Below are 12931 nucleotides of genomic sequence, written 5' to 3'. Positions count from 1 at the left end.
AACTCCCTGAGTTGTGTCCGGAGCATGTCTCCGGATCGTTATCGAGAAACTATTAGCCAACTTGGCCCCGGCATCAACTCAACGATTCGAGAAATCCGGGTCGCCAGGGGCGACATGGCGTTGCCGTCCACCTGCAGGCTATCGCATCAACAGCCGGATATCGACAGTCGAGATACCACCCGAGGGAAGCTGGATTTTGTGATTGTGGTGCCGCTGAAGGGACTCGCCCCCCTACCCCATCATTACGAATTTTGCCGTCCATGTGTTGGACCAGACCTGACAATAACCGCCAGAGCCGTACAACCCATTACGATTAAGACAATATTTTCAACGGCGTTCTTGGACGGCACCGGACCTAGCGCGAGAAAGTTTGACGTACATTCCTTACTAATCCCCGACCAATCGGGCGCACCCCGCCGCGGACAGAGGCTGTCCGGCGCGAGTCTGTCTCGCGGTATTCCCACCCCTCTGTCATCCCAGCCCCTTTCTTTCCTCGACCCGGCTACCGCTCGGCTGCCTTCAATCAGCGCCGCAAGAACCTGAATCACCATGTCCAACGTGCCCGCCCCGTTCTCGGTATCGAGGCTGCCGAAACCCTCATCAATAAAGATCGTGTCCATCCGGATCTTACCCGACAGGCTTTCGACCACAGGCGCCAGAGCCAGTGCCGCGATGAAGGTCTCGCCCCCGGAAAGGATCACCGTCGGGCGCGCCTTGCCGGTCTTGATGTCGAAGACCTCAATTTCGAGACCGCCCGATCGCCGGTAGCGCGCACATGTCATAGGGTCGAGCCTCATATTCGCCGCCTCGAGCACCTGATCAAACATGGCGCCGATCGCGTGGACTCGAGCGGGCATTGCCAAGTTGTTGGCGGGCGCGGTTGAGGGTAGCAGGCGGAAACGAAAGCACCAGCCTCTCTCCCGCGCCTCAAAGGCTTCCGTTACCCGCGTGCGGTGATCGTATATGCCGTGTGGGCCTATTATCGGTTTGCTCTGAGTAGCGCAGATGTCGAAGATCTTCTCCCCGAACGCGGTGTGGTCGTCAGCCGCGAAGCCATTCGCCTTTGAGTCAACTGGTTTGGCGCGCATTTCGCCGCTTGTATCCGCCCGGACCGACCTCGTCCAAACGACAAGTGGCCCATGGACGAGGTTGTGATCGCGATCAATGGCGTGACGCACTGGCTGTGGCGGGCGGTCGACGCCAATGACGACACGCTCGACATCCTGGTTCAGACACGCCGCAACGCGATCGGCCAGCCAAGGGTCGTCATCACTGACAAGCTACGCAGCGATATCAAGCCGATCATAAGTCAGGCACCAGGTGCCGATCACCGGGCACACGAGGGGCTCAACAACAGGATCGAGGGCAGCCACAGACCGACACGGCGGCGGGAAATAATCATGGCGCGGTTCAAGTCACCAAGACAGGCGCAACGCTTCCTTGCCGCCCATGACCAGATCAACGCCGTCTTCAAACCACGCCGCTATCGCCTCACCGCCAACTGCTATCGTCATGCAAGGACGGATGCGTCAGCCTCTGGACCAGCTATACCCGTGAGAGGACCGGCTTGGGTTAGACGACTTTCGAGCCGCTGAAAGCAACTTGGCAATGCCGTCCAGACCGATCTGCCGGTGCGTCACGAGAAAGGGCACACGGATCATCGCAATCTGGCCAGCCAGATCCATGCCTGCGGTCTTGGAAAGAAAGTCCTGCTGATCGCGGGCATCGAACACCCACCAGACGTGTTGCCAGTAACCCGGTACCGTCGAGCTTCGGGAACAGGCTCGGGTCGAGCAATATGCGCATCGGTCAGTCAGACGAAAACACACAAGTCACAGCTATTTTTTCGCACAAGGAAGTCTGTCGGCAGAAAAAATATTCGGCGCCTGACCCCAACCCGACGCGCATCCAGGAACTTACCCTATCAATAGGTTCCAAGACGCGAATCGATTCGGCTATCCCCGCGTCAGCCGTGCTTCGATATGTCTCATAAAGATATTTCCATCCTCCCGAAGTCGACCCTCCATCCGAATTTCTGAAAACGTCGAATTCTGATCGATAGAAAATCAAAATCCAATAATAAAATATGACCGGTGTCCGTTTTGTAGGAAAACTTGCGTCTTTCGTCTGACCCAGGCATCTGTCGACCGAAAGATATATCAGGCGACTTGCCAGATGCACGGATGGGAATATACTTTAGATAACAAGAAATTGTGAAAGGTATTGTTTGCAGGTTCAGCTTCGTATCGACAGCCATCGCCTACGAGGACAGCCATGAATACCAGGATAGTTGGGATCGGTTCTTCAGCGGGCGGATTGGAAGCTCTGACGGAACTTCTCGAGGCGATGCCGCATGACACTGGGCTCGCGTTTGTTATCGTCCAGCACATGTCCCGGACCGGGCCGTCCATGATGGTCGACCTGTTGGCAAAGCACACGGCCATGCCGGTCAAGCCGATCAAGTCTGGCGAAATCCCTGCGCCGAACACCGTCTATGTCATCGTGCCGGGATATTACGTGACCATGTACGAAGGCGTGCTCGCGCTGACGCCAATGGCAGATGATCAACAACTGCGCACACCGATTGATCTATTCTTCAAATCTCTGGCTGATGATCAGGAGAGTGACGCCTACGCACTTGTGCTGTCAGGAACCGGTTCGGACGGTACGATCGGAGTGAGTGCCGTCAAGGGCGGCGGTGGTGTCACGATCGCCCAACGTGCGGACAGTGCCAAGTTCAGCGGAATGCCGGATAGTGCGGCTGCCACCGGCCTGATCGATTTTCTGCTTCGGCCGAGTGAGATACCGGCCAAGTTGATCGAGTTGGAACGATTTCGCAATCAGGCCGTAGGCAATCAGAACAATGAGCTTATCGCTGAGATTGAAAAGAAGCTGCCGCAGATATTGCAGGCCCTCAAGAAAAACGATTCATCGAGCTTTTCCAAATACAAGCCCGGAACCCTGGTGCGCCGAACATTGCGGCGAATGCTCATAAATCATATTTCCGATGTTGATACCTACCTTGATGAACTTCGATCGTCCGAATCCGAGCAGGTGGCACTCGTTCGTGATTTCCTGATCGGTGTGACACAGTTCTTCCGCAATCCCGAGATGTTTGACTACATCGAGCAACACGTCCTGCCCGAGTTGCTCAAACGGGATCAGGAAGAATTCCGAGTGTGGTGCCCCGGCTGTTCGACGGGTGAAGAAGTCTATTCCTTGGCAATCCTTGTTCGTGAACTACAAAGCAAGACGGGCGACCAACGGCCTTGGAAGATATTTGGCACCGACATCGATCTTGATGCTCTCGCGGACGCACGTCGTGCGACCTATGATCAAGCCTCGGTCGATAAGTTGACCATGGCACGCAGGAGGGCATTCTTTCAGGATGATCGCGGATCGTTCACGGCATCGAATTCAATTCGCAGCCTGTGCATCTTTGCGCCTCACAATGTTCTGTCTGATCCACCCTTTTCCAAGATCGATCTGATTTGCTGCCGAAATCTCATGATCTACATAAATCAGGATGCCCAGGAGGAGATCATTTCAAGGTTTCACTATGCCTTGAATCCAAAGGGTATCCTCTGGCTCGGACCATCAGAAAACCTGTTCGGGAACGCCCGCCTTTTCGAGACGCTCTCTCGCTCTGCCCGTGTGTTCAGACGAGAAGATGCGATCGCTTCGCTCACGGCACCTTTCACCAGTCATGGCGTTCCGACAGTGGCCCAACTTCCAAAGAGGACCATTCCCGATCTGGCGCAACCCCGGAAAAATAGACTCAGCATCGATATCGAAACCGAGACGGAACAGGCGTTTCTTTCAAACTTTTCCCCACCCTTTGTGCGGATAAGTCAGCATGATGAGGTGATTTACGCCTCTGAGAATATCCGTCAATTTCTGCGTCCCGCCAAAGGCGTTCCGAGTGCGGTTCTGGATGATTATTTCATCGAAGGCCTGCGGATGCCTTTGAGAATGATCCTCAAGGCTGTGCGCGAGAGCAAGTCGGTGAGTGAGATTTCGGATATTGTTGTCGAGGTCAACGGAGAGAGTGAAGTCTTTGATCTTCTGGCCAGACCAATGGATGAGGAGGTCAAATCCATCCTGATCGCATTTCAGCCTGTCCGCATGCGGGATAAGCCGCCAGAGTTTTTCTCTTCCCGGAGTGACACGGAACAAGCCTACGAGAGCGAGCTTGGAACAGCGCGCAAAATGCTGGCTGCGCGAGAACGAGATTTTGAGATGGCCGAGCAGGAGCTTAGGGCCAATAATGAAGAGCTTCTGACAATGAACGAGGAGTTGCAGAGCTCGAACGAAGAACTGGAGACGTCCAGGGAAGAATTGCAGGCCGTCAATGAAGAGTTGGAGACGATAAATACCGAACTCATCGCCAACAACAAGGAACTGGGGGTTGCGAACAGCAACCTGCAGAATCTTTTGGAAAGCACTGATATTGCGACATTGTTCATTGATAGCGATGGCTTGCTCAAGCTGTTCACGCCACTGAGCAAGGATCTGTTCGCAATTCAGGATCGTGATCTCGGGCGGTCCATATTTGATCTGAGGACGATCCTGGACTACCCGGACCTGCGGGAGGACCTTGATCGCCTGGCCAGTAGCCTCAAACCCTTCTCGCGCGAGGTGATGGGCGATGACGGTCGGCGGCATTTCATTGTCAGGTTGAAACCCTACCGGGATATCCACGACAAGATCGACGGGTCCGTCGTATCATTCATCGAAATTACCGAGCAGCGTTTGCAGCAAATCCAGTTGGCGGAGACGGGGCGGCAACTTGAAAGGCGTCTCGCCGAGCTGGAAGCATTCTATGAACGATCGCCCATTGGGGTTGGATTGCACGGCGCTGATATGCGCTATGTGCGCGTAAACAGCGCGCTGGCTGAAACCATTGGCCACCCCGTCAACAAGATCATCGGAAGACACCCTGCCGATGTGGTGCCAGAGATCTGGGAAATTGTTGAACCGATTTTCTCGCGGATCATGGAAACGGGCGAGGCCGTTCTGGATGTGGAAGTCACGGCGCCTGCCAGGGCAAGAGACAGTCAGATCCGGACGTGGATCGCGAATTACTTCCCCGTCATTACCGATGACGGAACGATCATCGGTATCGGAGTAACGGCGCTGGAGGTCACAGAACTCAAACAGCTCGAGCAGGCCGTGAAGCAAAAGAAGTCTGACCTTGAGAACGCGGGCGAACGGATTCTGGGGAATTTCGAACTTGCGCCAATCGGCATCACGATCCACCGCGGGCCCGATCACGTCATTGTGCACGCAAACGAATCGGCGCGGGCATTTCTTGGATCGAAAGACCCAACCGGGAAGATGCCAAGCGCCTTCTTCCCGGACCACTACGACGCCCTCAAACCATTGTACGACGCCGTATACCGGACCGGGAGAACCCAGGTCGAAGATGAGGCATTCGTCGACACGATCAACGCGAGCGGCGACAAGGTCGAAGGCGTCTTCCGGCGGATTATTCAGCCCTATCGCGATGCGACCGGGAAGACGGATGGCGTCATATCAATGACCTTGGATATTTCTCAGCTTGTTGCGATGCGCGACGCCAATGCAAAGCAATCCGTGAGGCTTGGAAACATTATCGATGCATTGGATTCCCAGATCGCTCTTGTGGATTCGACTTCGGCGGTTCTGACAGTAAACAAAGAATTCTCACGGATCGCCGGAAGGAGCTCGTTTGAGATTCGCCATCACGACGTGTTTGAGATCTTGGCCGATGAAATGTCGACGGAGTCATTGGCCCGATTGCGCGTCGCCGTGGAAATGGCGGTGAAAGGCAAAGAGCACGAGTATGAAGATCAAATCAGGGTATCTGATGAAGATGAGCTTCGCCGAGTCATCGTGTATGTAAAGCCGATCATCACCAACCAGCTGAACTTAAGCAAGGTTCGAGAGATCGTTATTGCGATAACAGACCAAACGCCCCTGCTGGAGGCGAACCAGCGAAAGGATATCTTGGTCGCGGAGTTGGAGCATCGGGTCAAGAATGTCATCGCAACCATTCAGGCTGTGACGCAGTTCACGGCGGCAAGTGCGCTTGACATCGATTCCATGGTTGAAGACTTGAATGAACGGCTCTCTGCGATGGCGCGAACCCATGCGAAACTGACGACGTGTGGCTGGAGCAGCCAATCGTTTCAGGAACTCTTGGATCTTGAGCTTGATGCCTATGCCGATTCCCAACGTGAACGCGTTTTCCTCGAAGGCGACAAGCTGACTCTCTCTGCCAGTTCATCAATGCTGATTGGCTTGGCAATTCACGAATTGCTTACCAATGCCGTGAAATACGGTTCGCTTTCCAACATTGACGGCAAGGTGCTGATAACGGTCAAGGCCAAGGATGGCGTACTCTCCAGTTTGAAGTGGAGAGAGGTTGGTGGCCCGGAATTGGAGGAGTCTCGTCGCCAAGGTTTTGGAACTCTCCTCTTGATGTCAATCCTGCCTAGTGAACTCGAAAGCTCGGTGGCGATGGAGTTTCAAAATGATGGCATGACATACGAACTATTTCGGCCCTCATGACGTGTCGCTCGATTGAGATGTGGGAATGAGTTTCGCTCTGTGGTTGATTTCGAAAGTGAAAACTGAATTCTGAAACGCGGAAAGAATAGACACCAGTCAGATCATCGACACGTTATTGACCTCGGTTTTTCTTGCGGCCGTAAGTATTGCCTCAAAGGTAGGGTCCACCTGATGGAGCGATGTTTCAAAGGCGCACCAGGTGCCGCAGGCTCGGTTTCCAGAGGCCCGTTTCGGTCGGATCAACGGCTCTCCCGGCGAGAGGTTCCATTGCGCTGCGACGTTTGGCCGAGCGTTGGGTCTTGACGTAGTGTCGACAATCGGGAAAATTCAAGCATCTTCGTCAGGCACAAGACCCTGATGAAACTGGTTAAATCATCTCATGACACCGGCTGGACTGCGGGATCGTGGGGCGAAGTGCGTTCTTCACTAAAGTTTGATGAACTTTACTAAAGGTAAAACTTGTGATACTATTCGCAGCAATTTTAGTCGAAGCTAGGACCATTGATCCTCGGTTCGTATACGGGAGTGCGGCTTGGGGTATATTATGATCCTGGAAGACCAGTCGCTTATTGCCGAATTGATGCGACTGGAGATTGCGAAATACGATGATCGATCTGTGGAGATGTTCAAATCGGCCTCGGCGGCGAAGGCGAGGGCACAACTTGAGCTACCCGATTTGGCCTTTTTGGACGTAAATCTTGGGGATCATACAAGTTTCTCGTTTGCTGAATGGCTGCTGTTGCAAGGCGTAGAATTCGCCTTCCTGACATCGTATTCCAAGCAGTCTTTGGACATGCTCGGTATTCCTCCGGAACTTGACGATGTACAGATAATTGGAAAAGTGAAGTTTTCTCAAGAAGTCAAAGCGATCCTTGGCGCAGGCCCTATCGATTTCAACGCTCAGACCTGAGCCATTCGAAGAAGACAGGTCGGCAAGAATTCAGGTCGGCCGCAGATACTCAAGACATGAATTGAAAACGGCGTTCCATCCGGACAGCGGAGCAGGTCGTGTGATTACTCTTGCCGATAGGGTCATTCTACTCCTGACCCGAAGTCCTGCTCTCACCCGTGCAAGTCTTCATTGCGCTGACCGTCCGTTCCAGCAAATCGTCAAGTTCACGGGTATGTAAACGGATTTCCTCGATATTTGACTCCAACGACGCGTGTTCGATCAATCGCATTCTCGTAATGAGGGAATCCGCGCCCACTACTTGGCATAGGCCAACCGCCCGGTGTGCAATCGAGGAGACCGCTTCAAACTGCGAAGATGCCAAAGCAGCACGAATTGCAGAGATTTCGTCACTCAAGTCTGCTTTGAAATGATCAATAAGGCCGCTCTGTAGAAGCGGCCCGAACTGCACGAGTTTCTCGAGATCGATCAATGGTTGTTCAGTCATCCGCGGGAATTAACCCGAGCCTCATGCTTGTCAATACCGGTGACGACACGGTCATGTGAACGATGGAAGGGATGATTTGACGGCCACCGGTTGAAGCGCCGGACAGCGATGAAATCCATGCTGGTGCCCTGCAGCAGCGCAGGGGCGGGTCGGCGAGAATTGTCGGGGTGGACTGCCGGGCTGACGAACGCCCGGGTTTGCCATCAGTCGCCCGTCGGGGGGTGGCGGCATGCTGATCGTACGGTCGGTGGCAAAGTCGATCGGGCGATGGAGGGCGCCTGTCAGGAACATCCGATCAAGTGGCCAAACTTGACTCCCAGGGCAAGCGGGCCCGTCGTGGTGATCTGTCTCGCCGGTTCAGAAGATGTCAGGCTCGCCCGGGCCGCTTCCGTGCGCGGTGGTCAGGTAGTCGAAATCGCAGCCGGTATCGGCTTGGCCCACGTGGCGCGAGAACATCCAGCCCCAACCGCGCTGGAACCGGGGCTCGGGCGGGCTCCACTCGGCGCGGCGGGCGGCAAGCTCGGCGTCGGAGACAAGCATATCGAGACGCCGGTTCGCGAGATCGAGCCGGATGATGTCGCCCGTCCGCAAGAGCGCCAGCGGCCCGCCGACAAAGCTCTCGGGTGCCACATGCAGAACGCAGGCGCCGTAGGAGGTGCCCGACATCCGCGCGTCCGAGATGCGCAGCATGTCGCGGTGGCCCCGACGGATCAGCGCCTTGGGGATCGGCAGCATCCCCCATTCCGGCATTCCCGGCCCGCCCTGTGGCCCGGCATTGCGCAGGACAAGCACGGTATCGGGCGTCACGTCGAGATCCTCGTCATCGATCGCGGCCTTCATCTCGGGATAGCTGTCGAACACCAGCGCCGGGCCTTCGTGGTCATAGTATTTCGGATCGCAGGCCGCGGGCTTGATCACCGCGCCGTCGGGGCAAAGGTTGCCGCGCAGCACGGCAAGCGAGCCTTCGGGATAGACCGGGTTCGAAAGCGGGCGGATCACGTCGTCGTTGTGCACGATCGCATCGCGGATGTTCTCGGCCACGGTGGTGCCCGCGACGGTCAGGGCGTCGGTCTCGAGCATGGCTTCGATCTGTTTCATCAACGCCAGCAAACCGCCGGCATAGAAGAAATCCTCCATCAGGTAATCCGCCCCCGACGGCCGGATATTGGCGACAAGCGGTGTCGTGCGCCCCAGTGCATCCAGATCGTCAAGACAAAGGTCGAGACCGGCGCGCCGGGCAATTGCGATCAGGTGGATCACGGCGTTCGTGGAACAGCCCGTGGCCATGGCGACGACGGCCGCATTGCGCACGGCGGCCGGGGTCACGATCCGGTCGGGCGTCAGATCCTCCCAGACCATGTCGACGATGCGGCGCCCGCAGGCGCTTGCCATGCGCGAATGGTTGGCATCGACGGCAGGAATGGACGAGGCACCGGGCAGCGTCACCCCCAGCGCGTCGGCGATCGACATCATCGTGGCCGCCGTGCCCATGGTCATGCAGGTGCCGTGACTGCGCGCGATGCCGCCCTGTATCCCGCGCCATTCCGCATCGGTCACATTGCCGGCGCGGCGTTCATCCCAGTATTTCCATGTGTCCGATCCCGATCCCAGCGTCTTTCCGGCGTAATTGCCGCGCAGCATCGGCCCGGCAGGCAGGTAGATGAACGGCACGCCCGCGCTGAGTGCGCCCATGATCAGGCCCGGCGTTGTCTTGTCGCAGCCACCCATCAGGACGACCCCATCGAGGGGGTGGGCGCGGATCGTCTCTTCCGTCTCCATGGCGAGCATGTTGCGATAGAGCATCGAGGTGGGCTTCAGGAATTGCTCATCGAGCGACATCACCGGGATCTCGAGCGCGAAGCCACCCGCCTGAAACACCCCGCGCTTTGCCTCGGCGGCGCGTTCGGGGAAATGGCCATGGCAGGAGTTGATCTCGGACCAGGTGTTGAGGATGCCGATCACCGGCTTGCCAATGAAATCTTCCTCGGCATAGCCCAGCTGCATCATCCGGGACCGATGCCCGAACCCCCGCAGATCGTCCGTGGCGAACCAGCGCCCGCTGCGCAGCTTGTCAGGTGTCTTCCGGCTCATCGGGCTCGCGTGCTCCTGTCACTCCATGCCCCTGCATAGCGAGTGGGATGCCGGCTCGACAAGCTCAAGAACCGCAGCCGGGGCCAGAGGATCGGGCGGACACGCCGCCAAAAGCATCACACGAAACGACAGAAAATCACTTTGCCTGTGACACTACCTCTGCTAGTCTTTGCCATGAGAGGGAGGACTGGCCGATGTATGCCCAGATGGTGAAATCCACCGGGACGCTGATGTCTCGTGAAGACATGTCGCCGCAGGAGGCTGCGTTTCAGGACCGTGTCGACGCGGGCGACAAGATCGAACCGCAGGACTGGATGCCCGAGGGCTATCGCAAGACGCTGATCCGCCAGATCGGCCAGCACGCCCATTCGGAAATCGTGGGTCAGCTGCCCGAGGGCAACTGGATCACGCGCGCGCCCACGCTGGAACGCAAGCAAATCCTTATCGCCAAGGTGCAGGACGAGGCGGGCCACGGGCTTTACCTCTATTGCGCGGCCGAAACGCTGGGCGTGAGCCGGGACGAGCTGACAGAAGACCTGCTGGCCGGTCGGATGAAATATTCCTCGATCTTCAATTACCCGACACTGACATGGGCCGATATCGGCGCCGTGGGCTGGCTTGTCGACGGGGCCGCGATCATGAACCAGGTGCCGCTTCAGCGGACATCCTACGGGCCCTATGCCCGGGCCATGGTGCGGATCTGCAAGGAAGAAAGCTTTCACCAGCGGCAGGGCTATTCCATCATGATGAAGATGGTGAACGGCACGCCGGAACAGCGCGAGATGGCGCAGGATGCGCTGAACCGGTTCTGGTATCCGTCGCTGATGATGTTCGGCCCCTCCGACAAGGACAGCGTCCATTCCGCGCAAAGCATGGCGTGGAAGATCAAGATGAATTCCAATGACGAGTTGCGCCAGAAGTTCGTCGATCAGACCGTGCCTCAGGCGGAATACCTGGGCCTGACCGTCCCGGATCCGGAATTGCGCTGGAACGAGGAAAAGGGCGGCTATGACTTTTCCGAACCCGACTGGGACGAGTTCTACCAGGTGTTGCGCGGCAACGGCCCCTGCAACGCGGAACGGATCGGTGCGCGGCAGAAGGCCTGGGACGACGGCGCCTGGGTCCGCGAGGGGCTGATGGCCCATGCGGAGAAGCACGCGCGCCGGGTCGCGGCGGAATGATGGGCCGGCGGGGAGGTGCCATGCCCGACCTCGGGAGGACCCCGACACTTCTGGGGCAGTTGCACTTCAAAGCCCCATCGCCGCTCTTGCTGCGCTCGATCAACGAATGCCCTCCCGGGGGGAAGGTCGGGCATGGCGCATCCGCGCCGGTTTTCGCGGGATGGTTGATGTCCCGCGCCATTTCGGGAGACGGGACATGAGCAACGAATGGCCCCTGTGGGAAATCTTCATCCGAGGCCAGAACGGGCTGAGCCACCGTCACGTGGGCAGCCTTCATGCGCCGGATGCCGAAATGGCCGTGAAGAATGCCCGCGACGTCTATTCGCGGCGGAACGAGGGCGTGTCGATCTGGGTCGTGAAATCGGCCGATATCACGGCAAGCGTGCCCGGCGAAAAGGGCCCGATGTTCGAGCCGTCCCAATCCAAGATTTACCGCCACCCGACGTTCTATGAGATCCCCGACGACGTGGGGCACATGTGATGGCGGATGCGGCCGATCTGGCGCTGAGGATGGGGGATTCGACCCTGATCCTCGGTCATCGCGTCTCGGAATGGTGTGGACATGCGCCGATCCTCGAAGAGGATATCGCGCTGGCCAATATCGCGCTCGACCTGATCGGGCAGGCGCAGATGTGGCTGGGCCTCGCGGGTGAGACCCTCGGACGGAGTGCCGATCAGCTGGCCTTTCTGCGCGATGCAGGTGCGTTCCGGAACCTTCTGATCTGCGAGCGGCCGAACGGCGATTTCGGCCATACGCTGATGCGGCAATGCCTGTTCGATGGCTGGCATCTGGCGATGCTGCGCCGTCTGATCGGATCGTCCGAGCCGCGCGTGGCCGAGATCGCGGCCAAGGCCGAACGCGAGGTGGCCTATCATTTCGAACGATCCTCGGACCTTGTGATCCGGCTGGGCGACGGCACCGGGGAAAGCCACGCCCGGATGCAGGCCGCGCTCGATGCGCTGTGGCCCTGGGTGGGCGAGATGTTCACCGGCGACGCGACGGATGCGGAACTGGCCGGGGCAGGGATCGCGCCCGCGCCCGAGAGCCTTCGGGCGGAGTGGGACGCGACGATGGACGAGGTCCTCGCGGAATCGACCCTGATCCGGCCTGAGTCAGACTTCGCCCAGCTGGGTGGCAAACAGGGGCGGCATACCGAACACCTCGGGCACCTGCTGGCCGAGATGCAGTTTCTTCAGCGCGCCTATCCCGGGGCGACATGGTGACCGAGGCGCAGGTCTGGGGCTGGCTGGCCGAGGTGCCAGACCCGGAGATCCCGGTGATCTCGGTCGTCGATCTGGGGATCGTTCGAGAGGTTTCGGTGGGCGAGGAGGTCACGGTGACCGTGACGCCGACCTATTCCGGCTGCCCCGCGACGAGTGTGATCACATTCGAGATCGACGCCGCGCTGCGCCGGCAGGGGATCACGCCCAGGATCGAGACCCGCATCGCGCCGCCATGGACGACCGACTGGATCACCGCGGAGGGCCGCGACAAGCTGCGCGCCTACGGGATCGCGCCGCCGGTCGACGGAACAGCGCCCACAGGCCGCCGCGTTGCGCGGATGGTCGGCGGCAATTTTACCGTTGCCTGCCCCCGCTGCGGATCGACCGAGACCGAAGAGGTCAGCCGCTTTGGCTCCACACCCTGCAAGGCCGCGTGGCGCTGCAAAAGCTGCGCCGAGCCGTTCGACTATTTCAAATGCCATTGAG

The 12931-nt window shown here is 58.0% G+C and carries 9 protein-coding genes and 2 pseudogenes; 8 read left to right on the top strand and 3 right to left on the bottom strand.

The window, feature by feature from the left end:
• Nucleotides 1-242: 242 nt before the first annotated feature.
• Nucleotides 243-827 (bottom strand): P-loop NTPase family protein, encoded by a 585-nt coding sequence (locus EP376_RS11185; protein ID WP_338068397.1) that lies wholly within the window; start codon nt 825-827, stop codon nt 243-245.
• 126 nt (nt 828-953) lie between these two features.
• On the opposite strand from EP376_RS11185, the pseudogene EP376_RS11180 reads away from it, so the two are divergent.
• The 4 genes and pseudogenes from EP376_RS11180 (at nt 954) to EP376_RS11170 (ending at nt 7462) form a co-directional block, all read left to right on the top strand.
• Nucleotides 954-1576, top strand: a pseudogene (locus EP376_RS11180) (IS6 family transposase).
• A gap of 698 nt (nt 1577-2274) precedes the next feature.
• Nucleotides 2275-3633, top strand: a pseudogene (locus tag EP376_RS23625) (CheR family methyltransferase); the annotation flags it as partial.
• Between the two features lie 492 nt (nt 3634-4125).
• On the top strand, nt 4126-6552 hold the full coding sequence (locus tag EP376_RS23620) for a PAS domain-containing protein (protein WP_420837129.1): 2427 nt from the start codon (nt 4126-4128) through the stop codon (nt 6550-6552).
• 532 nt (nt 6553-7084) lie between these two features.
• Entirely contained in the window at nt 7085-7462 is a 378-nt protein-coding gene (locus EP376_RS11170; protein ID WP_127655604.1) for a response regulator, read from the top strand.
• Nucleotides 7463-7589: 127 nt separating this feature from the next.
• On the opposite strand, the gene EP376_RS11165 is transcribed toward EP376_RS11170, so the two are convergent.
• A complete protein-coding gene (locus EP376_RS11165; RefSeq protein ID WP_164744914.1) occupies nt 7590-7934 on the bottom strand; it encodes an Hpt domain-containing protein in 345 nt (114 codons plus the stop codon).
• A gap of 372 nt (nt 7935-8306) precedes the next feature.
• Nucleotides 8307-10040, bottom strand: a complete 1734-nt coding sequence (gene araD / locus EP376_RS11160) for an L-arabinonate dehydratase (RefSeq protein ID WP_127655602.1) — start codon at nt 10038-10040, stop codon at nt 8307-8309.
• Between the two features lie 194 nt (nt 10041-10234).
• Between araD and paaA the strand changes: the two genes are divergently transcribed.
• The 4 genes from paaA to paaD all read left to right on the top strand — a co-directional run bounded on the left by paaA (nt 10235) and on the right by paaD (nt 12930).
• On the top strand, nt 10235-11221 hold the full coding sequence (gene paaA, locus EP376_RS11155) for a 1,2-phenylacetyl-CoA epoxidase subunit PaaA (RefSeq protein WP_127655601.1): 987 nt from the start codon (nt 10235-10237) through the stop codon (nt 11219-11221).
• Between the two features lie 196 nt (nt 11222-11417).
• A complete protein-coding gene (gene paaB / locus EP376_RS11150) occupies nt 11418-11702 on the top strand; it encodes a 1,2-phenylacetyl-CoA epoxidase subunit PaaB (protein ID WP_127655600.1) in 285 nt (94 codons plus the stop codon).
• Nucleotides 11702-12445 carry a 1,2-phenylacetyl-CoA epoxidase subunit PaaC gene (paaC, locus tag EP376_RS11145; RefSeq protein ID WP_127655599.1) on the top strand — a complete coding sequence of 248 codons (744 nt, stop codon included), beginning with the start codon at nt 11702-11704 and terminating at the stop codon, nt 12443-12445. Before paaB ends, paaC begins: the two co-directional genes overlap by 1 nt.
• Nucleotides 12439-12930: a 1,2-phenylacetyl-CoA epoxidase subunit PaaD gene (gene paaD / locus EP376_RS11140; protein ID WP_127655598.1), complete on the top strand. Its 492-nt coding sequence runs from the start codon at nt 12439-12441 to the stop codon at nt 12928-12930. Before paaC ends, paaD begins: the two co-directional genes overlap by 7 nt.
• Nucleotide 12931 lies beyond the last annotated feature (1 nt).

The sequence above is a fragment of the Alexandriicola marinus genome, assembly GCF_004000435.1.
In the GTDB taxonomy this organism is placed as follows: Bacteria; Pseudomonadota; Alphaproteobacteria; order Rhodobacterales; family Rhodobacteraceae; genus Alexandriicola; species Alexandriicola marinus.
The sequence above is the reverse complement of the archived record's forward strand: the minus strand, read 5'-3'. Positions and strand labels throughout refer to the sequence as shown.